This window comes from Bifidobacterium platyrrhinorum (genome assembly GCF_010667645.1).
GTDB lineage: Bacteria > Actinomycetota > Actinomycetes > Actinomycetales > Bifidobacteriaceae > Bifidobacterium > Bifidobacterium platyrrhinorum.
Window position 1 is genome coordinate 133,049 of the sequence record NZ_WHZV01000004.1, and the last position, 19,960, is coordinate 153,008.

14 protein-coding genes, 1 tRNA gene and 2 pseudogenes are annotated in these 19,960 nt (G+C 68.8%); 12 read left to right on the top strand and 5 right to left on the bottom strand.

Features of this window, described 5'->3' with window-relative positions:
* Window positions 1-49: 49 nt before the first annotated feature.
* The 3 genes from GFD21_RS05960 (at window position 50) to GFD21_RS05970 (ending at window position 3,326) form a co-directional block, all read left to right on the top strand.
* Window positions 50-1,213 carry a hypothetical protein gene (locus GFD21_RS05960; RefSeq protein ID WP_163197023.1) on the top strand — a complete coding sequence of 388 codons (1,164 nt, stop codon included), beginning with the start codon at window positions 50-52 and terminating at the stop codon, window positions 1,211-1,213.
* Complete coding sequence (locus GFD21_RS05965; protein WP_404801560.1) at window positions 1,213-2,241, top strand: hypothetical protein; 1,029 nt, start codon at window positions 1,213-1,215, stop codon at window positions 2,239-2,241. Before GFD21_RS05960 ends, GFD21_RS05965 begins: the two co-directional genes overlap by 1 nt.
* Window positions 2,242-2,348: 107 nt before the next feature.
* Window positions 2,349-3,326, top strand: a complete 978-nt coding sequence (locus tag GFD21_RS05970) for a tetratricopeptide repeat protein (protein WP_163197024.1) — start codon at window positions 2,349-2,351, stop codon at window positions 3,324-3,326.
* 19 nt (window positions 3,327-3,345) lie between these two features.
* On the opposite strand, the gene GFD21_RS05975 is transcribed toward GFD21_RS05970, so the two are convergent.
* On the bottom strand, window positions 3,346-3,972 hold the full coding sequence (locus GFD21_RS05975; RefSeq protein ID WP_163197025.1) for a CYTH domain-containing protein: 627 nt from the start codon (window positions 3,970-3,972) through the stop codon (window positions 3,346-3,348).
* A gap of 140 nt (window positions 3,973-4,112) precedes the next feature.
* Between GFD21_RS05975 and GFD21_RS05980 the strand changes: the two genes are divergently transcribed.
* The 9 genes and pseudogenes from GFD21_RS05980 to clpB all read left to right on the top strand — a co-directional run bounded on the left by GFD21_RS05980 (window position 4,113) and on the right by clpB (window position 15,557).
* Window positions 4,113-4,185: transfer RNA gene (locus GFD21_RS05980), tRNA-Arg, on the top strand.
* 214 nt (window positions 4,186-4,399) lie between these two features.
* The gene (locus tag GFD21_RS05985; protein WP_163197026.1) at window positions 4,400-5,446 is read left to right on the top strand and encodes a glycerophosphodiester phosphodiesterase family protein; all 1,047 of its coding nucleotides are present in this window, start codon (window positions 4,400-4,402) and stop codon (window positions 5,444-5,446) included.
* A gap of 295 nt (window positions 5,447-5,741) precedes the next feature.
* Window positions 5,742-6,131 carry a Rid family detoxifying hydrolase gene (locus tag GFD21_RS05990; RefSeq protein WP_163197027.1) on the top strand — a complete coding sequence of 130 codons (390 nt, stop codon included), beginning with the start codon at window positions 5,742-5,744 and terminating at the stop codon, window positions 6,129-6,131.
* A 332-nt stretch (window positions 6,132-6,463) separates the two neighbouring features.
* Window positions 6,464-7,816 carry an amino acid permease gene (locus GFD21_RS05995; RefSeq protein WP_163197094.1) on the top strand — a complete coding sequence of 451 codons (1,353 nt, stop codon included), beginning with the start codon at window positions 6,464-6,466 and terminating at the stop codon, window positions 7,814-7,816.
* Between the two features lie 135 nt (window positions 7,817-7,951).
* Window positions 7,952-9,796 (top strand): arginine--tRNA ligase, encoded by a 1,845-nt coding sequence (gene argS, locus GFD21_RS06000; RefSeq protein ID WP_163197028.1) that lies wholly within the window; start codon window positions 7,952-7,954, stop codon window positions 9,794-9,796.
* A gap of 222 nt (window positions 9,797-10,018) precedes the next feature.
* A complete protein-coding gene (locus GFD21_RS06005; RefSeq protein ID WP_163197029.1) occupies window positions 10,019-10,849 on the top strand; it encodes a hypothetical protein in 831 nt (276 codons plus the stop codon).
* 151 nt (window positions 10,850-11,000) lie between these two features.
* Window positions 11,001-11,649: pseudogene (locus GFD21_RS11440) on the top strand (diaminopimelate decarboxylase family protein); the annotation flags it as partial.
* Window positions 11,650-11,792: 143 nt separating this feature from the next.
* Window positions 11,793-12,632, top strand: a pseudogene (locus tag GFD21_RS11445) (diaminopimelate decarboxylase family protein); the annotation flags it as partial.
* Window positions 12,633-12,860: 228 nt separating this feature from the next.
* Window positions 12,861-15,557 carry an ATP-dependent chaperone ClpB gene (clpB, locus tag GFD21_RS06015; RefSeq protein ID WP_163197031.1) on the top strand — a complete coding sequence of 899 codons (2,697 nt, stop codon included), beginning with the start codon at window positions 12,861-12,863 and terminating at the stop codon, window positions 15,555-15,557.
* Window positions 15,558-15,881: 324 nt separating this feature from the next.
* Here the strand turns inward: clpB and GFD21_RS06020 are convergent, their stop codons facing one another.
* The 4 genes from GFD21_RS06020 to upp form a co-directional block, all read right to left on the bottom strand.
* Complete coding sequence (locus tag GFD21_RS06020) at window positions 15,882-17,015, bottom strand: glycerophosphodiester phosphodiesterase family protein (RefSeq protein WP_163197032.1); 1,134 nt, start codon at window positions 17,013-17,015, stop codon at window positions 15,882-15,884.
* A 225-nt stretch (window positions 17,016-17,240) separates the two neighbouring features.
* Window positions 17,241-18,323 (bottom strand): glutamyl-Q tRNA(Asp) synthetase, encoded by a 1,083-nt coding sequence (locus GFD21_RS06025; protein WP_163197033.1) that lies wholly within the window; start codon window positions 18,321-18,323, stop codon window positions 17,241-17,243.
* A 70-nt stretch (window positions 18,324-18,393) separates the two neighbouring features.
* The gene (gene rlmH, locus GFD21_RS06030; protein WP_163197034.1) at window positions 18,394-18,873 is read right to left on the bottom strand and encodes a 23S rRNA (pseudouridine(1915)-N(3))-methyltransferase RlmH; all 480 of its coding nucleotides are present in this window, start codon (window positions 18,871-18,873) and stop codon (window positions 18,394-18,396) included.
* A 244-nt stretch (window positions 18,874-19,117) separates the two neighbouring features.
* Window positions 19,118-19,759: a uracil phosphoribosyltransferase gene (upp, locus tag GFD21_RS06035; RefSeq protein WP_034529067.1), complete on the bottom strand. Its 642-nt coding sequence runs from the start codon at window positions 19,757-19,759 to the stop codon at window positions 19,118-19,120.
* Window positions 19,760-19,960 lie beyond the last annotated feature (201 nt).

Sequence of the window (19,960 nt, forward strand, 5' to 3'; positions counted from 1 at the left end):
TTTCCCACGGTCGGCCGCAGGCCTTCCCCGTTCAGCATGGGCTTGTAGAATGGCCCGTACTATGACTGTTGAAGAACGCAGAAACGAAACCGAAAGCGCCAGGCCGGACCGATCCGGCCCGAAGGCGAGGCGTCATGCCGTGATCATGCGCGGCGTGGTGACGCCCATCTGCGGGCTGCTCGCCGTCGCGGCGATCGCCATCGGCGCGCTGAACGCCACCATCTGGCAGCCGAGCCGCGTCATCACGGCCGATGCGAAGGTGTCCGGGGCGCGTTACATCGTCACGGATCCGTCCGTGCTGGGCCTGGTGGACAAGGACGTCAAGGTGAACGTGAAGGGCGGCGGGGACGTATGCGTGGCCGTCGCCGCGTCCAAGGACGCCGCAGGATGGCTGGACGGCGAGGCGTACGTCCGCCTGACCGGCCTGTCCGACTGGTCGACGCTGTCGAGCGAGTCCGTGGCCGCCTCGAAGTCGTCGCAGCAGTCGTCCGGCGACGCGCAATCCGGCGACGCACAGTCCGGGCAGCAGGATTCCGACGTCGCGTTCAAGGACTCCGACATGTGGCGGTCCGTGAAATGCGGTTCCGGCGCCGCCTCGCTCGAGGAGAAGGCCGCGGAGGTCACCGACGTCGTGCTCGTCGACCTCGGCAGGAAGGGTTCCGCGGACGTCTCGTTCACGTGGACGCGCCAGACACTGCCCGACTACGCCACCCCGATGTACTTCGTGGGCGGTCTGCTGGCCGTGCTGGCCGTGCTCACCGCCTCCGTGTTCGCCATGCCGCCGCACAAGCGCCGCAAGCGCGTCGTCGAAAGCGAACCCGTCGACGCGTCCGAGGAGGTGTCGATCGGCGAGGCCGTGGCCGGCAGCCTCGGCATCAAGCCGAGCTATGAGCCGAAGTCGAAGGGCCGCGGGCGCCGTCGCCGTCACGCGGCCGGGACCGACACGGGCGTCATCGAACCGGTGTCCGTCGATCAGGGGCCGGTGGTCGTCGACCCGGCGTCGCGCAATCTCGTCGCCGACGCGGAAGGCGCGACGTCCGCCGCGCCGACCGGCGTCACGCCGGATGCGGCCGCCCCCGCCGCAACCGGAACGCCCGCCGGCGGCGACGTCAACGACGAGGCCACGTCCGTGATCTCACCCGACGAGCTGCAGGCGTACTTCGCCCGCCTCGCGCAGGAAGCCGCCGACGACGACCAGGAAGGAGCCCGATGATGACGCATACGACAGCGAACGCCGCGCTCGCGCGCACGGCCACCAAGGTCGCGGCCCTGTTCGCCGCGGCCGGCATGCTGGTCTCCCTCGCCGCCTGCGAGGGGCAGGTGCCGAAGACCTCCACCGCCGACTCGGCGGACCGCACGCCCGACCTGACCGTCGCGCAGGAAAAGAAGATCCGCGGCTCGATCCTCGACGTCATCGACGCCGCCAACCAGTCGAAGAGCACGGACGGCCTCGCCGCCCGCCTCACCGGCCCCCAGCTCGAGGTGCGCTCCAGCGAGATCGCCATCGCGCAGGCCACCGGCAACCTGGACGCGAAGGCCACTATCCCGCGCAAGATGACCCAGACCGTCATCCCCGTCAACGACGGATGGCCGCGCACCGTGTACACGATCACCACCACCACCGAGGACCAGCAGTCGAAGCGCCTGCTCGTCATGACGCAGGACACCGCCCGCTCCAACTACAAGCTGTGGGGCGTGGCGCGACTGTTCCAGGGCGCCGAACTGCCGAAGTTCGAAGTGCCCAAGCTCGGCACCGAAATGGGCGAGGCGAAGGACTCCAAGCTCGTCGCCACCCCCGCCGACGCCGTGGACTGGTACGCGGACCTGCTCAACAACGGCGACAACAGCAAGCACAAGGACAAGTTCGCCGACGACCTGTTCCGTTCGGACCTCGCGCAGCTGAGCGCCACCGTGCAGCAGGGCATGGAGGCGAACAAGGGCACCCAGGAGCAGACGTTCAGCGTGCCGAAGGACCAGATCAAGATCATGCGTTCCACGGACGGCGGCGATCTGGTCGTGGCGCGCATCGACTCCGAATGGACGCGCCAGGCCGGCGAGGGGCGCGAGTCGCTGCCCGCCTCCGACGCCGAGAAGGCGCTGTTCGGCGACGGCAAGGCCACCAGCACGATGAAGGTGACGTACGTCAACGTCATCGCGATGTACATCCCGCCGGCCGGGTCGAACGCGAAGATCACCGCCGTGGGCGCCGAACGCCAGCCGGTCAAGGTCGAAGCGCTGTAGTCCGCTTTTCGTGCGTGGCGATATCGCCGCGCGGCTCCGATGCCGTCACTAAGATGAGTGACGGCATCGTTTTTTTATGTTCGTTCCTAGCAAGTTGGAGGCGTGGCATGGCTGATCAGCCGAAGTTCAATCCCGGGGTGTCGCTGGCGGGGGCCGTCGACCTGGAGGCGCTCGCGCATCAGGTGAAGGCCGATCCGGGTCAGGAGGGCGGCGCGCCCGCCGCCGGCGGCTACGTCATCGACACCACGGAGAACACGTTCCAGGCGATGGTGCAGACCTCCGCCACGTTCCCGATCCTGCTGCTCCTGTGGATCCCCACCGACGACCGCCTCTTCCCGATGGCGCGTGCGCTCGCCGACGCGGTGAACGCGATGAACGGCCAGATCCAGCTCTCCCGCATCGACATCAACGAGAACCCGTCGATCGCCCAGGCGCTGCAGGTGCAGGGCGCGCCCGCGCTGTTCGCCCTCATCGGTGGACGCCCGATGCCGCTGCTGCAGGGTCTGCCGTCCGACGACGAGCTCGACCAGATCAAGACGCAGGTGCTGCCGAAGATCGTGGCGATGGCGCAGCAGGCAGGCGTGAACGGCACCGCGCCGTACTCGGGCGATCCCGCCGAGGCGGGCGCCGACGTCGCGGACGGCGCCGGCGCGGCCGCGAAGGCGAACGTCGTGCCGCCGGAGCATCAGGAGGCCTACCAGCTGGCCCAGGCCGGCGATTATTCCGGCGCCGCCGCAGCGTACGGCAGGGTGCTCGAATCCGATCCGGGCGATGCGGTCGCCGCGCGCGAACGCGCCAAGGCGCTGCTGCTCGCCCGTTCCGCCGACGCCGACGTGCGCGAGGTGCGCGCCGCCGCGGCGGCCGCGCAGGACGACGTCGAGGCCCAACTCGCCGTGGCGGACATCGACATGATCGGCGGCCAGATCCAGGACGCCTTCGACCGTCTGCTCGACTTCGTCGCCGCCGGCCACAAGGCCGACATCGAGCCGGTGCGCCAGCGTCTGCTCGAATACTTCGCCATCCCCGAGCCCACCGACGCGCGCCTCAAGGCCGCGCGCCGCCGCCTCGCCACGCTGATGTACTGAGGTACCGAAGAGGCGCCCGCTACTCCATCCGGTTCCGGCCGAAGAACTGCTGGAAGCGCGGTCCCTCCTCGGCCAGTTCGCGCTCGAAGTCGTCCCGCCACCCGCCGAACGGGCGGCCGGCCAGACCGTCGTTGTTGAACCGCGGCTGGTCGGTGATCTCGGTCACGCAGAACTTCGGGATCGTCAGGTTCGTCACCGGGGTGGCGCGTTCCGCCTCGGCGACGATGAGCGGCGCGTTCGCCCCGCCGAACACGTCCACGCTCCAGCCGTCCTCCGCGATCCACACGGAATAGCGGTTCTTGATGATCGGCTTGCCGCCGCGCATGACCAGTTCGGCCGCGATGCGCGTGTCGATGCCGCGTTCCGCCTCGTAGCGCGTGCCGCCCACGGACGGCCCCTTCACGGTGACGTAGGCGTGGGTGAACCGGTCCCGGTAGCGTTCGAGCACGTCGAGCGGATCGAGGTCGGGGGTCATGTCGATGCGGATGTCGCGCGTGGTCAGGCGGATGCGCAGTGCGTAGTTGTCCGTGTACACGAAATAGCTCTGGATGATGAGCTTGGGCACGTCGCCGTCGTCGTATTCGGGCGGCAGCTCGCGGCAGAAGAACCGCCGTTCGAATTCGAATTCGTTCACAGGCTCGGACATAACCCCAGTGTAGCGCCGGGATGGTGTACAGTTGGGGAGTTCGTTATGAACGGCCGTCGCCGGTTCCCGGCGCGCGGGAACCCTCCCGGGCCGTTATAATGGACTGCGTTCCTCGCCCGTGCGGCGCGGAATGGTGTTTTGGGTTCGTAGCTCAGTGGATAGAGCGTCTGTCTCCGGAACAGAAGGTCGAGGGTTCGAACCCCTTCGAGCCCACAAGGAAAGCCCGTCTCCTCGAGGAGGCGGGCTTTTGCCGTCTCATCCGCCGTGACGCGCAGCTCATCCGCCGTGACGCGCAGGGCCGACCACCCTGAATTTTCCCTGAGACAACCATGAGCGCACCATGAAATCCCGCCTGCGCCTCACTTGGCGCGTCCATAATGAATCGTCGGAGACCGGAATCGTCGGAGACCATCAGGGAGGTGCGGAAATGAACGATCGGAACATCACGGAGGCCGGCACCGACGTCGCCGGGACGGCCGAAGCCGCCGGTGCGTCCCGCCGCCGTTGGGCCGTCCAGCTGGTCGTCCTCGTCGTCTCGCTGGCGCTGGTGGCGGGCGTCGCCGTCGCGGCGAACCTGCGCCGGCGCGAACGTGACGCCACGGGCGTCCCGGGCGTCATCGCGGGCGTCGCCGGGCTGTTCGGCCACGGCGCGCCCGGCCCGCTCGGCGGCCATACGCGCGACACGTGGACGGTGCGGCCGCTCGCCATCGCGCATCGCGGCGACGACTCCGCGCCGGAGAACTCGCTGCACGCCATCGCCAACGCGGGCGCGCGCGGCGCCGACTACGCCGAGATCGACGTGCGCCTCGACGCCGACGGCACGCCCGTCGTCTTCCACGACCGCGCCACCGGGCGCCTGTCCGCCGCGGGGCGCGACGCGCCCGTCGCCGCCATGCGCACGCGCGAACTGCAACGCATGACGATGCGCCAGAACGGCGAGGACTTCCACATCCCCACGCTCGCGCAGGCCATCCTCGCCGCGCAGCGTACCAACGACCATCTCGGTCTTCTCCTGCACCTCAAGACCGACGACCGTCACGCGCCGCGGGTGACCGGCGCGGTCATGCGCCAGGTGGAACGGCACGGGTTCGCCCCCCGCGTGATGATCATGTCCACGAACGACGAGGCCATCCGGATCGTGCACCGCCGCCATCCCGGCTGGCTGGTCGGCAAATGCGTGAGCCCCGCCGGGCATCCGCGGGTGACGTGGCCGCGCGGCGCGAGCTTCGTCGTCATGCGTGGCAACCGCTTTGACCCGGCCGTCGCGCGGCGGGCGGCGCGTGCCGGCATGCCGGTGTACGCCGGCGTGAGCGGCGACTACCGCGAGGCGAACCGCTGTCTGCGGCGCGGCGCGAGCGGCATCCTCGGCGACAGCGCGCGCCGGCTCGACCGCGTGGTGGACCGTCACGCCGTGCGCCTGGACGGCGGCATCGCACGCGACGGTGCGACGCCGTGGGCACGGCCCGTCGCCTGACCGCGGGGCGAAGCGCGGCGGAGGCCGCCCGACCGGGTGACGCCGCCGGGTGACGCCGCCGGGTGACGCCGGCCGAGGAACGCCGACCTGTCTGAGGAACGCCGGCGGCCGATGATCGCCCGCGGCGCCCGCATGACCGCATGACGGGCATCGGCGCCGGATGACGCGATCGCGCTCGCTACACTGCGGTGTAATCATCCGTACGGCTGCGGATGGGCAAGCGAACCGATGTTCGCGCGCGGCACGGTGTCTGGAGTAGGACGGCGCCGGGCGCACGCGGCGGTAAGGAGCACATATGAGCGAGAAGATGGAAGCGGTCGCGACCTCCGAGGCGCCGGCGGCGTTGGGCGCGTACAGCCAGGCGGTGAAGGCCAACGGCTTCGTGTTCGTGTCCGGCCAGCTGGGCATCGACCCGGAGACCGGCGAACTCGCGGGCGAGACCGCCGGCGAGCAGGCCGCGCAGGCCCTCAAGAACATCAAGCACATCCTCGACACGGCCGGCACCGGCATCGAGCACGTGTGCCGCGCCACGATCTACCTGAAGAACGTCGAGGACTTCAAGGAGGTGGACGCCCGCTACGCCGAGGTGTTCATCGGCTCCGTCAAGCCGGCGCGCGTGGCGTTCGGCGGCAACGACATCCCCAAGGGCGCGCTCGTCGAGATCGACGCGATCGCCGTGCTGTGAGACGCGACGCGTGACGTGCCGCGTGCGACGCGCGGCGCCGTGCCGCCGCGAAGGCCGGTCCCGGTTCGTCCGGGCCGGCCTTCGCCGTATTACGGCGGACGCTTCCATCCGCGGGCCTCCGGCGGGAGGCGTCCACGGGCCGCGCGCAGGGGAGGCGTTGGTATCATACGGTAGTCACCGATCGCCGTATATCCCTATCGAAGGAGCCCCTCATGGTCCATGCCGGTAATGGCAACGAAGACACCGGCGGCAAGGACGCCGGCAGGGGCGGCGACGCCGGCGCGGCGGACGGTTCCGCAACGCGGGCCGGGGCGAACGGCCTCGAACGCAAGATGGAGTCGCGCCACCTGACGATGATCTCGCTCGGCGGCGTGATCGGCACCGGCCTGTTCGTCTCCTCCGGCTACACGATCCACCAGGCCGGGCCGCTCGGCGCGATCCTCGCGTACGCGGTCGGCTCCGTGCTCGTCTACTGCGTGATGGTCTCGCTCGGCGAACTGTCCGTGGCGATGCCGTACGCGGGCAGCTTCCACATGTACGCGAAGCGCTTCATCGGCCCCGGCACCGCGTTCGTGATCGCCGTGCTCTACTGGCTCAACTGGGCGGTGGCGCTCGCCAGCGAGTTCACGGCGGCCGGGCTGCTCATGCAACGCTGGTTCCCGGATTCGCCCGCATGGGTGTGGTCGGCGGTGTTCATCGCCGTCGTGTTCGCGCTCAACATCCTGTCCGTGCGCCTCTACGGCGAGGCGGAGTTCTGGTTCGCCTCGATCAAGGTGTTCGCGATCGTCGCGTTCATCGTGATCGGCCTGCTCGCGATCTTCGGCGCGATTCCGATCGCCGGCTACGCGCACGCGCCGCTGTTCGGCAACTTCACGGCCGACGGGTGGTTCCCGAACGGTTTCGCGCCCGTGTTCTCCACGCTGCTCACCGTCGTGTTCGCGTTCTCCGGCACCGAGGTGGTGGGCGTCGCGGCCGGCGAGACGAAGGACCCGTCGCGCGCGATCCCGAAGGCCGTGCACACCACCGTGCTGCGCCTCGCGATCTTCTTCATCGGCTCGATCCTCGTGATGTCCGCGCTGATCCCGTGGCACAAGGCGGGCGTGGAGACCAGCCCGTTCGTGCTCGTGTTCCAGTCGATCGGCATGCCGTTCGCCGGCGATGTGATGAACTTCGTGGTGCTCACCGCCGTGCTGTCCGCCGCGAACTCCGGCCTGTACGTGTGCTCGCGCATGGTGTGGTCGCTCGCCAAGGAGCGGCTCATCCCCGCGCGCTTCGCGAAGACCAACTTCCGCGGCGTGCCCGTGTGGGCGGTGCTGTTCTCGATGGCCGGTTCGCTGCTCGCGCTGCTCTCCTCGGTGGTCGCCGCGTCCACCGTGTACCTGGTGCTGGTGGCGGTCTCGGGACTGGCGACGCTGGTCGTATGGTTCTCGGTGTGCGTGTGCCACATCCGGTTCCGCCGCGAATGGAAGGCCGGCGGCCACACGCTCGACGAGCTCGGCTACCGTGCCCCCGGATTCCCGGTATTGCCGTGGCTGGCGATCGTCATGTGCATCGGCGCGCTGGTCCTGGTGATCCTCGACGAGACGCAACGCTCGACGCTGTTCTATATGGTTCCGTTCGTCGCATTGTGCTACGGCGGCTACCATCTGCTGGAACGGCGTCGCCGCGACGGTTCGCGGCGATAGGCCCGTCCGTGCCGGAATATGTCGCGCTGAGTGAAGATGAGCGCGACATATTCCGGCATATGGGGTGATTCTCCGGAATATGTTGCGCCGGGGCGGGGAGGCGGCGAAGTCGGCGCGCTCGGTATCCTTGGAAGAATGAATCCTGAAGCGTTGAGCGAACTCATTTCGCGTATTGCCCACGAGCTTGTCGCCGCCGGAAAGGCCGGGCAGCTCACCGAAGACCTCATCCCGCCGGTCGCCAAATTCGCCGTCATGCGCCCGAAGGACCGCGCGCACGGCGACTGGGCGTCGAACGCCGCCATGCAGCTCGCCAAGAAGGCCGGCATGAAGCCGCGCGACCTGGCCGAACTGTTCGCCGCCGAACTCACCGCCGCCGACGGCGTCGCCAAGGTGGAGGTCGCCGGCCCCGGCTTCATCAACATCACCCTCGACTCCGCGTCCGCCGCGGCCGTCGTCGACGCGGTGCTCGCCGCGCCGCGCACCGACGCCGGCGTCTCCGCGTTCGGCCGCAACGACCATCTCGGCGGCGAGACCCTGAACCTCGAGTTCGTCTCCGCCAACCCGACCGGCCCGATCCACATCGGCGGCACCCGCTGGGCCGCCACCGGCGATTCGATGGCCCGCGTGCTCGAGGCCAACGGTGCGAAGGTCGTGCGCGAATACTACTTCAACGACCACGGCGAGCAGATCAACCGCTTCGCCAAGTCCCTCGTCGCCGCCTGGGCGCACGATAACGACCTCGGCGCGCAGGGCTACCAGACCGAGACCCCGTTCGACGGTTACAAGGGCGCGTACATCGACGAGATCGCCCGCCGCGTCGAGGCCGAGGCCAAGGCCGACGGCGTCGACCTGACCGCGCTGCAGCACGAGGACCAGGGCCTCAACGCGGACGGCGAGCCGATCGGCGAATCCGACTCCGAGCTGCGCGAGGAGTTCCGCAAGCGCGCCGTGCCGATGATGTTCGACGAGATCCGCAAGTCGATGAAGGACTTCCACGTCGACTTCGACGTGTGGTTCCACGAGAACAGCCTCTACCAGGACGGCGAGGTGGAGCGCGCCATCGCCGAGCTGCGCGGCCGCGGCGACATCTACGAGAAGGACGGCGCCACCTGGTTCGCGTCCACCAAGCACGGCGACGACAAGGACCGCGTCATCATCAAGTCCAACGGCGAGTTCGCGTACTTCGCCGCCGACATCGCCTACTACTGGAACAAGCGCCACCGCGCGCAGGATCCGGCCGACGTGGCGATCTACATGCTCGGCGCCGACCACCACGGCTACATCGGCCGCATGATGGCCATGTGCGAGGCGTTCGGCGACAAGCCGGGCGAGAACATGCAGATCCTCATCGGCCAGCTCGTCAACGTGATGAAGGACGGCAAGGCCGTGCGCATGTCCAAGCGCGCCGGCAACGTCGTCACCATCGACGACCTCGTCGACGCGATCGGCGTGGACGCGTCCCGCTACTCGCTGGCGCGCACCGACTACAACTCGCCGGTCGACATCGACCTCAACCTGCTCGCCTCCCATTCGAACGACAACCCGGTGTACTACGTGCAGTACGCGCACGCGCGCTCCTGCAACGTGGACCGCAACGCGGCCGACGCCGGCGTGACCGTCGAGGGCGCCGACCTGGGCCTGCTCGACACCGAGGCGGACGGCGAGGTGCTCGCCGCGCTCGCCCAGTGGCCGGCCGTCGTCAAGGAGGCCGGCGACAAGCGCGCCCCGCACCGCGTGGCCCGCTACCTCGAGGACCTCGCCGCCACCTACCACAAGTGGTACAACGTGGAGCGCGTCGTGCCGATGGACCTCACCGGACTCGAGGAGCGCGGCGACGAGGCCGAGCGTGAGGCGCTGCGCATCGCCAAGGCCCCCGAGCCGGCACGCGCCGCCGCCCGCCTCAAGCTCAACGACGCGGTGCAGGCCGTGATCGCCTCCGGCCTCGACCTGCTCGGCGTGTCCGCGCCCGAAAAGATGTGACGGCCTTCGGCCGTCGCAGTGTTTCGCGACGTGCGCGACGCTTGCGCTGCGCACTGCTACGGACAGTCCACCGGACTGTCCGTCCGATAAGATGTGACGGCCTTTGGTCGTCGCGGTGTTTCGCGATGACGGTTCGATGAACGTGCGGTCCCTGGGAAGAGGGGCCGCACGTCGTATATTGGGGCCATGGATGACGTGCACGGACGCGAGGAGGCGGGCGGCATGACGGTCAAAGAAGACGGGGAACGGCCGCAGACGCGGGCCGACGGCCGCCCATGGGTGCGCGGCTCCCGCCGCGTGGCCGACCGCGACCGCTGGATGCACGTGCCCGGCGTGTTCGCCAAGCTTCTGGGATACCCGCAGATCCTGCTGACGATCATGGCCGTCGGCGTCCTGGCGATGACCATCGCATACGACGACCCTCGGGAACGGTCCCGCCGCGCCGCGCAATCCGCGCAGGAGGACCTCGAACGCGCCCTCGAGGGACTCCCACCGGCCGCCCCGACCCGGACCTGGGGCGTGCGCGAGAGCGCCCTGGCCGTGGCGGTCGGCGCCGTCATCCTGCTGCTCGTCATCGGCATGCGCAAAGCCGTGGCCGCGCCCACGGGCATGCTGGGCGTGCGCGCCGCCGACCTCGGCGTCGGCCGCACCGACCTCGCCTACCGGCCCGACCGCACCGGATACCGGTACGTGTCGCACCAAAGGATCCGCACGATCCTGTTCCCGCCGCACGGACGGTTCGAATGCCAGGTGGTGGTCTACGCGCGCGACCGGCGCACAGGCGCCCGCGAGGTGATGTGGGCATTCGTGCAGGTGCGCGACGGATCCATCCGCATCGACCGCATCGAACCGCACATGCTCGGACGCGAACTGGCCTTCGGCGGCGCGGCCCGCATCTACGGCCATCTTCCCGGCCGCACGCTGCCCACCTCGGAAGGCGCATACGACGCGGTGACCGGCACCCTGTTCATCGCCCCGGCGGACGGGCACCCGTTGCGGCCCGCCGCGCCACGGGACGGCGACGGGGCCGGGCGCGCGGCATCTGAACCGTGACCGGACGGCCGCACGACGTGGGGCCATCTGGCACAATGATGCAGGAATCGCCGCATCCCGACCCCGCCGCGACGACGGGCGGGACGCCGGCACGACGGGGAACGACACCCGGCAATCGACAGGAACCGACAAGGGACGGAGAGACAAGACGATGAGCACGAACGCGCACGACGAATGGACGCCCACCCAGGGCGTGACCCCGATCTGGCCCGCGGCCACGGCCGTGGACGAGGCGACCGGCGGACTCACGTTCCACGGCATCGCCGCCGAGACGCTGCTCGACGAGTTCGGCTCGCCCCTCTACCTCATCGACACCGACGAGGTCGCCGCCCGCGCGAAGTACTTCGTCAAGGCCGCCGCCGACGCGTTCAGCACGTCCACCACGCACGTGAGCTTCGCCGGCAAGGCGTTCCTGAGCAAGGAGATTGTGCGCCTCGTCACCCGGGCCGGCATGCTCGTGGACACCTGCACGATGGGCGAGATGAGGATCGCGCTCGCCGCCGGCGTGCCCGGCCGCCGCCTCGTGCTGCACGGCAACAACAAGTCCGACGAGGAGATCGCGCTCGCCGTCGAGCAGGGGTTCGCGAAGATCGTCGTCGACTCGCCCGACGAGCCGGAACGCATCGAACGCATCGCCAAGCGGCTCGGCAAGCGCGCCAAGGTGATGCTGCGCGTCACCGCCGGCATCCACGCGGGCGGCCACGAATACATCTCCACCGCGCACGAGGACCAGAAGTTCGGCGTGCCGCTGCTGCCCGCCGGCGCGGACACGGCCGTGCTCGGCGTGCTCGACGGTCTGGGCGCCGGGGACGGGGCTTCGGCCGGGGCGCCGGTGGCTGCGGGCCATGCCGGGAGCGTCGGCGCGGCCGAGACGGGCGTGGGCGCGGCCGGGGCCGACGCCATCGGCGCGAACTCGCCGTACGCGCTGCACGACGACGCCACCGACGGCGACAAGGCGCTCGCCGCGGCGATGGAGACCGTGGCGGACGGCCCCGCGCTGGCCGTGCTCAAGGACATCCTCTCCCGCCGAGACGCGCTCGAACTGGTCGGCGTCCACTCGCACATCGGCTCGAACATCCACGACGCGGACGCGTTCATCCAGGCCGCGAAGCGCGTGATGCTGCTGCGCAAGACCTTCTACGCCACCGACGCCTACACGCTGCCCGAGGTCGACCTCGGCGGCGGCTACTCGGTCGCGTACACGGACGGCGAGGATTCGATGGACGTGCGCGTGGAGCTCGGCCGCCTCGCCGAGGCCGTCACGCGCATCAACCGCGCGCTCGGCATGCCCGCCCCCGCGATCAGCTTCGAGCCGGGCCGCTGGATCGTCGCGCCCGCCGGCGTGACCCTCTACCGCGTGGGCACGGTCAAGCCCGTGCACCTCGCCGACGCGAAGGACTCCGCCGGCGACCCGATCTCGGAACGTGTGTACGTGTCCGTCGACGGCGGCATGAGCGACAACATCCGACCGGCCCTCTACGGCGCCGACTACACCGCACGCCTCGCCAACCGCGCCGGCGGTGCGGAGACGATGCTCGCGCGCGTCGTCGGCATGCACTGCGAATCCGGCGACATCGTCGTGCACGAGGTGCGGCTGCCCGCCGACACGCATCGCGGCGACGTGCTCGCCGTACCGGTCACCGGCGCGTACGGACGCACGATGGCGAGCAACTACAACCAGGCGCTCATCCCGGCCGTCGCGGCCGTGAGCGGCGAGGGCGCGCACCTCATGCTGCGCCGCCAGACCGTCGACGACCTGCTTGCGCTCGACGTGAGCGAGTGACCGGCGGGGCGTGCCGGCGGTGGCGACGCCTCCACCGGAAAACGAAACTTGAGTGACAGGGGCTCAAGTTTTGGGAATAGAATGTGCTTCGGGTCGGTTGAGCATGTCAGAACATGACATGATGCCCGGCGGGCACGGTCACGGTCCGGCGGCATCGCACCAGACGGATGCGACGCCGCCGGCCCTCGGCCGCGGCCGGCCGGGCGACGAGACTTGGAGGACAGACTTATGGAACAGAAGTTCACGACCATGGCCCAGGAGGCCATCGGCGACGCCATCCAGAGCGCTTCCGCCGCAGGCAACGCGCAGGTCGAGACCCTGCACGTGATGGACGCGCTGCTGCGCCAGGAACAGGGCGTCGTGCGCGGGCTCATCCAGGCCGCGGGCGGCGACCCGCAGGCCATCGGCGCCGCCGTGCGCAACGCGCTCGTCGCGCTGCCGAGCGCGAGCGGCTCGACCACCTCGCAGCCGCAGGCCAGCCGCCAGCTGACCGCCGCGCTCGCGCAGGCCGAGAAGGAGATGCAGCAGATGGGGGACGAGTACGTCTCCACCGAACACCTGCTCATCGGCATCGCCGCCTCGGCCCCGAACCAGTCGGCCGAGATCCTGAAGAAGAACGGCGTTACGCCCGAGGCCCTGCGCAAGGCCGTGCCCGGTGTGCGCGGCGGCGCCAAGGTGACCAGCCCGGACGCGGAAGGCAGCTACAAGGCGCTGGAGAAGTACTCCACCGACCTGACCGCCGCCGCCAAGGAAGGCAAGCTCGACCCGGTGATCGGCCGCGACCAGGAGATCCGCCGCGTCATCCAGATCCTTTCGCGCCGTACGAAGAACAACCCAGTGCTGATCGGCGAGCCCGGCGTCGGCAAGACCGCCGTCGTCGAAGGCCTCGCGCAGCGCATCGTCGCCGGCGACGTGCCGACCACGCTGCAGGGCAAGAAGCTCATCTCGCTCGACCTGGGATCCATGGTGGCCGGATCGAAGTACCGTGGCGAATTCGAGGAGCGCCTGAAGAGCGTCCTCAACGAGATCAAGAACGCGAACGGCCAGATCATCACGTTCATCGACGAGATCCACACGATCGTCGGCGCCGGCGCGGCCGAAGGCTCGATGGACGCCGGCAACATGCTCAAGCCGATGCTCGCCCGCGGCGAACTGCGCCTCATCGGCGCGACCACGCTCGACGAGTACCGCGAGAACATCGAGAAGGACCCGGCGCTGGAGCGCCGCTTCCAGCAGGTGTTCGTCGGCGAGCCGAGCGTCGAGGACACGATCGCGATCCTGCGTGGCCTCAAGCAGCGTTACGAGGCGCACCACAAGGTGACGATCGGCGACGACGCGCTCGTGGCCGCCGCGACCCTGTCCAACCGGTACATCTCCGGCCGTCAGCTGCCCGACAAGGCCATCGACCTGGTCGACGAGGCGGCAGCGCACCTCAGGATGGAACTCGACTCCTCCCCGGAGGAGATCGACGAGCTCCAGCGCAAGGTGACCCGCTACGAGATGGAGGAGATGCAGCTCAAGAAGGCCGAGGACCCGGCCTCCAAGGAGCGTCTCGAGAAGCTGCAGGCCGAAATGGCCGACGCGCGCGAGAAGCTCGCGGGTCTGAAGGCCCGTTGGGACGCGGAGAAGGCCGGCCACAACAAGGTCGGCGACCTGCGCGCCAAGCTCGACGCGCTGCGCGTCCAGGCGGACAAGTTCACCCGTGAGGGCAACCTCGCCGAAGCGAGCCGCATCCTGTACGGCGAGATGCCGGCCATCCAGAAGGAGCTCGCCGCCGCCGAGAAGGCGGACGCCGAGTCCAAGGAGGGCGGCGACGGCGCGAACAAGCCCGAGCCGATGGTCCCGGACCATGTGGACGCCGACTCCGTCGCGGAGATCGTCTCCGACTGGACCGGCATCCCCGTCGGCCGCCTCATGCAGGGCGAGAACGAGAAGCTGCTCCACATGGAGAACTACCTCGGCAAGCGCGTAATCGGCCAGAAGGAAGCCATCCAGGCCGTGTCCGACGCGGTGCGCCGCTCGCGCGCCGGCATCTCGGACCCGAACCGCCCGACCGGCTCGTTCCTGTTCCTCGGCCCCACCGGCGTGGGCAAGACCGAGCTCGCCAAGGCGCTTGCGGACTTCCTGTTCGACGACGAGAAGGCCATGGTGCGCATCGACATGTCCGAGTACATGGAGAAGGCGTCCGTGAGCCGTCTGATCGGCGCCGCGCCGGGCTACGTCGGTTACGAGCAGGGCGGCCAGCTCACCGAGGCCGTGCGCCGTCGCCCGTACTCCGTCGTGCTGTTCGACGAGGTCGAGAAGGCGAATCCTGAGATCTTCGACGTGCTGCTGCAGGTGCTCGACGACGGCCGCCTGACCGACGGCCAGGGCAGGACCGTGGACTTCAAGAACACGATCCTCATCATGACCTCCAACCTCGGCTCCCAGTTCCTCGTCAACGAGGATCTGGACGCCGACGCCAAGAAGAAGGCCGTGATGGACGCGGTGCACATGAACTTCAAGCCGGAGTTCCTCAACCGTCTGGACGACATCGTGATGTTCCACCCGCTCACCCGCGAGGAGCTCGGCGGCATCGTCGACATCCAGGTGAAGTCCGTGGCCGCGCGTCTGACCGACCGCCGCATCACGCTCGACGTGACCGGCGCCGCCCGCGAGTGGCTCGCGAACATGGGCTACGACCCGGCGTACGGCGCCCGTCCGCTGCGCCGCCTCGTGCAGACCGAGGTCGGCGACCAGCTGGCCCGCATGCTGCTCGCCGGCAAGGTGCACGACGGCGACACCGTGCTCGTCGACCAGACCGGCGGCGAGCACCTCGAGCTCACCGACATGCCCGAGGACCCGCTGTCCGGCGGTTCCGGGTCCGGCTCGTCCGCGCCCGACGACCCCGACGTGAACGTCGAGGACGTCAAGGCCGACGAGTGATCGTTCGGCCGCGTGATGTGATCACGTGATTGGGTTGCGTGATTCGGTCATGTGATCCGGATTGTGTGATGCGGTCCCGTGATTCGGTCCCGTGAATATACAATCGCCGCACCCCTCTTGTGATGGGGTGCGGCGATTTTTTGTCATGCCTTCGGGGCGGGCCTATCCCATGGCGCGGCAACCATGGCATGATAACCCATGGTGCGGCAACACGGTTCCTCCATAACGGCGGAATCAGGCCGTGTTGCGCCATCGCACCATGAGGGTTTCACCGCACCATGGGAGTGTCGCTTCACCATGGGAGTGGTATGCCGTCCCCGGGCGTCACAACGTCGATGGCGCTCCGTGTTCCGGCGGAACGAAGGCCTCGAAGATGTGGTGGTCGAAGTACTGGTCGCACTGCGCGAGCTCGTCGCTGGACCGCACCGTCCACGAGACGGCGGTCGCGCCCATCGCACGCGCCAGACGCACCTGCGGCAACGCGCCGCCCGTCCAGTCGTAGGCGACGAAATCGGGGCGGGACAGCCAGTCGAAGGCGAGCAGTCCGGCCGCGAACTCGGCCGGGCCGTTCTTCGCGAGCGAGGCGGGCCAGCTCAGCTGGCCGCGGCACACCTCCGGGTGATGCTCCTTGTACCAGTTCACCGCGCCCGGGTGGAAGGATTCGATGACATACGGGCCCGCATACGCCTCGAGCAGCGCGTGGCCCTTCTCCATGAGCTCCGTCTGGCGCTCGCCCCACGCGTGGTTGTCGGAGAACTTGTACTCCACGATGAGCGGCGCACGGCCGGCCACCACCTTGAGCACATCGGAGAACAACGGCACGTGCTGGTAGTAGCCTTCCGGGGCGTTCGGCGGCGTGACGACCAGCGGCGGCCTTTCCTGCGACCCCGGCAGGGGCGCGGCCTTGAGGTCGCCCGGCTTGGAGCCGCGGGAGGCGGGGAACAGCGGGATGCGCGTCAGCTCGTCGTAGGTGAGGTCCTCGATGCGGCGCGGATCGCCGGCCACGCGCATGAGGTCGGCGTCGTGCACGACGACCACCTGCCCGTCGAGCGTGAGCTGCAGATCGAGTTCGATGCCGTAGCCGGCCTCGCAGGCGGCCGCGAACGCGGCGAGCGAGTTCTCCGGCGCGATCGGGCCGGTCTCGTCGGCCGTGCCGTAGCCGGCCTTCAAGGCCATACGCCGGGCGAGCGCCACGTAATCGGCGTTTTCGGCGATCGAGGCGTCGGTCGTGTCGGCCTGCGCGCTGACCGGATTGTCCCCTGCGTAATCGGGGATGTCCTGCACGGACACCAGACCGGAACCCGCATCGTGCAGACCCCTGTGCGCGTACCACACGTCGGCGATGACCGGTACATAGTTGCGGCGCTTGTCATTGAACGAGCGCGGCGCGACGGCCCACGCTGCCGCCCCGGCGGCTGCGATGCCGCCGATCACGGCGTTTCTCAAGGCTTTCGACATGGCATCCTCCCATACATGATGTCGGCCATACGCGTCCCAGACTACTCGCACAGGGCGCGCATGTCGGTTCCGTACCCACGCATGTCCGGAAGGAACCGCGTGCGGGCGTACGGAATCGTGCATGTTCGGCATGGCGGGCGCATGCAAGGTGCGTACAGGATGCATGTCTCGTTCGGGGCGGACGAACTGCGTGTCCCCGGGCCGTCGTCGCATGCGACGGTCAGGTCAGGCGTGCAGCGCGTCGGCGAGCCAGCGTGGCGTATGCGGGTCGTCGGGGTCGACGGACCGGTCGTCGTGGCGCTCGCGCAGCGGTTCCCATGAGAAGCCGGGCAGCAGGTCGGCCGGGGTACAGGGTTCCGGCTCGTCGATAAGCCGCAGCAGCCACGCGCAATAGCCCGTCACCTGCGCCGCGGTGACGCCCCGCGCGCGCAACGCGCCCATATCGAGCGACCGTTCGCGTTTGGCGAGGCGGCGCCCGGTTGCGTTGTCGACCAACGGGATGTGCGCGTACGCGGGGCGGTCGGGGGCCGCGACGCGGCCGGAACGTGCATCCTGCTCGGCGTCTGGTGCGGCGGCGCCCTCTCCAACGGCGAATCCTTCGGCGACAAGACGCTCGCGGATATAGGTCTGCAATGCGGTGGAACGCAGCAGGTCGCGGCCGCGCACGACGGAGTCGACGCCCATGGCGAGATCGTCCACCGTGACGACGAACTGGTAGCCGAACAGGCCGTCGGAGCGTCGGACCACCGAATCGCCGATGTCGCGCGCCAGATCGAAGGATTGCGGGCCGAACACCCGATCGTCGAACGTGACGGCGGTGTCATCGCCATCCGTCGCGTTTCCGGGCATGGCGATGCGCAGGGAATGACGGTCGCCGCGGGCGAGCCGTTCCCTCACCTCGTCGGGATGGCCGCGCACAAGCCGTCGGCAGGTGCCGGGGTAGATCTGGAAGCCGTCACCCTCCTGCGGGGCGGACGCGGCGCGGATGTCCGCGCGCGAGCAGAAACACGGGTAGATGAGCGGGACGCCGCCGACGGGCCGCCGGGTGAGCGACCGCAGCGCCTGCTCGTACAGGTCGATGCGCTGCGACTGGTAGACAGGTTCGCCGTCCCAGTCGAGCCCGAGCCAGGTGAGATCGTCCATGATCCACCGGTCGGCGTCCGGCAGCACACGCGGGGTGTCGATGTCCTCGATGCGCAACAGCATGCGCCCGCCATGCGAGCGCGAGTCGAGCCATGCGGCCAGCATCGCCGTCATGTTGCCGATGTGCATGCGCCCCGAGGGCGTGGGTGCGAATCGTCCGGTCATGCCTCACAGCCTACACGGCGTAAGACGGAACCGTTTCGGTCGGCCGCGCAAGTGCGTGGCGGAACCCGTCCTACTTGTGGTAGGGCTCTCCCGCGTTGATCTTGTAGGCGCGGTAGATCTGCTCGAGCAGGATCACGCGCATGAGCTGGTGCGGGAACGTCATCTTCGAGAAGCTGAGCTTGAAGTCCGCGCGCCTGAGAATCGCCTCGTCCAGTCCGATGGAACCGCCGATGACAAGCTGGATGTGGCTGGTGCCCCGCAGCCCGAGATCGTTGATCTTCGCGGCGAGTTCCTCACTGGACAGCTGCCTGCCGTCGATCGCCAGGGCGATGACGAACGCGTTGTCGCGCAGGTGTTTGGCGATGCGTTCGCCCTCCTTCGCCTTGATCTGCCGTTCCACGCCGGCCGAGGCGTGTTCGGGCGTCTTCTCGTCGGCGACCTCGATGATGTTGAGTTTGCAGTAGCGGGACAGGCGCTTCGAGTATTCATCGATGGCGTCGCGAAGATAACGCTCCTTCACGCGCCCCGGCGCGATGATGTCGATCTGCATATGATCCGTTCCGTTCCCGATCGTTTGATTCATTCCGAGGGGGCGTCCTTGGTCGATTGGCCTCCAAGGGACATCCATGGTCCCGGGCCGCCGCGTTCCTATTCGTCCGTCCCATGCCCCAAGCGCAGGAAACGTACGCCAAGACCTGCCTGACGTACGTTTCCTGCGTGTTCATTCCGCTTTAGGCGGGTGCCATGGTGAGGGAGACACGTCGATCAGCGGTAGTGCGGACGACGATGCCCCGTCAGTCGATGACGCCGTAGAGGCGGTCGCCGGCGTCGCCCAGGCCCGGCACGATGTAGCACTTGTCGTTGAGCTTCTCGTCGACGGCGCACACCACGACCTTGAAGTCGATGGACGGGTCGATGTGCTCCTCGACGTACTTGATGCCCTCCGGCGCGGCGATGATGTTGATCGCGGTGACGTCCTTCGCGCCGCGCTCGGCCAGGTAATGCGTGGCGGCGACCAGGGTGCCGCCGGTGGCGAGCATCGGGTCGATGAGGAAGCACTGGCGGCCGGTCAGGTCGTCGGGCAGACGGTTCGCGTAGGTGATCTGCTGGGTGGGGTGGTCCTCGTCGCGCTTCATGCCGAGGAAACCGACCTCGGCGGTGGGCAGCAGGCGGGTCATGCCGTCGAGCATGCCCAGGCCGGCGCGCAGCACGGGCACGATGATCGGGCGGGGCTCGGCGAGCTTCTTGCCGGTCATCGGAGCGACCGGGGTCTCGATCGGCGTCGCCACGACGGACAGGTCACGTGTGGCCTCGTACGCCTCGAGCATGACGAGTTCGGAGACGAGCTCACGGAAGGTGGAGGAGGGGGTGTTCTTGTCGCGGAGCACGGTCAGCTTGTGCTCGACGAGCGGATGATTCAAAACGTGAAGTTCCATGGTTCCCAAGCCTACTACGACCGCATGCGGGGAACGACGACGCGCGGGACGACGGTATGGGGGACGACGGTATGGGGGGACGACGGTATGGGGCGCGTCCGTTCCGGCGACGCCCTACATGGCCTTGGCGTGGCTGGAGGTTTCCGTGGGTTATACTGTTATCCGCGTCGGGCCGTGCTTAAGCCCCGGGCTCCATTTTTT

Excerpts from the sequence above, each read along its gene's own strand:
- GFD21_RS05960 (WP_163197023.1), top strand. The coding sequence starts at position 50 with ATGGCCCGTACTATGACTGTTGAAGAACGCAGAAACGAAACCGAAAGC.
- GFD21_RS05965 (WP_404801560.1), top strand. The coding sequence starts at position 1,213 with ATGACGCATACGACAGCGAACGCCGCGCTCGCGCGCACGGCCACCAAG.
- GFD21_RS05970 (WP_163197024.1), top strand. The coding sequence starts at position 2,349 with ATGGCTGATCAGCCGAAGTTCAATCCCGGGGTGTCGCTGGCGGGGGCC.
- GFD21_RS05975 (WP_163197025.1), bottom strand. The coding sequence starts at position 3,972 with ATGTCCGAGCCTGTGAACGAATTCGAATTCGAACGGCGGTTCTTCTGC.
- GFD21_RS05985 (WP_163197026.1), top strand. The coding sequence starts at position 4,400 with ATGAACGATCGGAACATCACGGAGGCCGGCACCGACGTCGCCGGGACG.
- GFD21_RS05990 (WP_163197027.1), top strand. The coding sequence starts at position 5,742 with ATGAGCGAGAAGATGGAAGCGGTCGCGACCTCCGAGGCGCCGGCGGCG.
- GFD21_RS05995 (WP_163197094.1), top strand. The coding sequence starts at position 6,464 with ATGGAGTCGCGCCACCTGACGATGATCTCGCTCGGCGGCGTGATCGGC.
- argS (WP_163197028.1), top strand. The coding sequence starts at position 7,952 with ATGAATCCTGAAGCGTTGAGCGAACTCATTTCGCGTATTGCCCACGAG.
- GFD21_RS06005 (WP_163197029.1), top strand. The coding sequence starts at position 10,019 with ATGACGGTCAAAGAAGACGGGGAACGGCCGCAGACGCGGGCCGACGGC.
- clpB (WP_163197031.1), top strand. The coding sequence starts at position 12,861 with ATGGAACAGAAGTTCACGACCATGGCCCAGGAGGCCATCGGCGACGCC.
- GFD21_RS06020 (WP_163197032.1), bottom strand. The coding sequence starts at position 17,015 with ATGTCGAAAGCCTTGAGAAACGCCGTGATCGGCGGCATCGCAGCCGCC.
- GFD21_RS06025 (WP_163197033.1), bottom strand. The coding sequence starts at position 18,323 with ATGACCGGACGATTCGCACCCACGCCCTCGGGGCGCATGCACATCGGC.
- rlmH (WP_163197034.1), bottom strand. The coding sequence starts at position 18,873 with ATGCAGATCGACATCATCGCGCCGGGGCGCGTGAAGGAGCGTTATCTT.
- upp (WP_034529067.1), bottom strand. The coding sequence starts at position 19,759 with ATGGAACTTCACGTTTTGAATCATCCGCTCGTCGAGCACAAGCTGACC.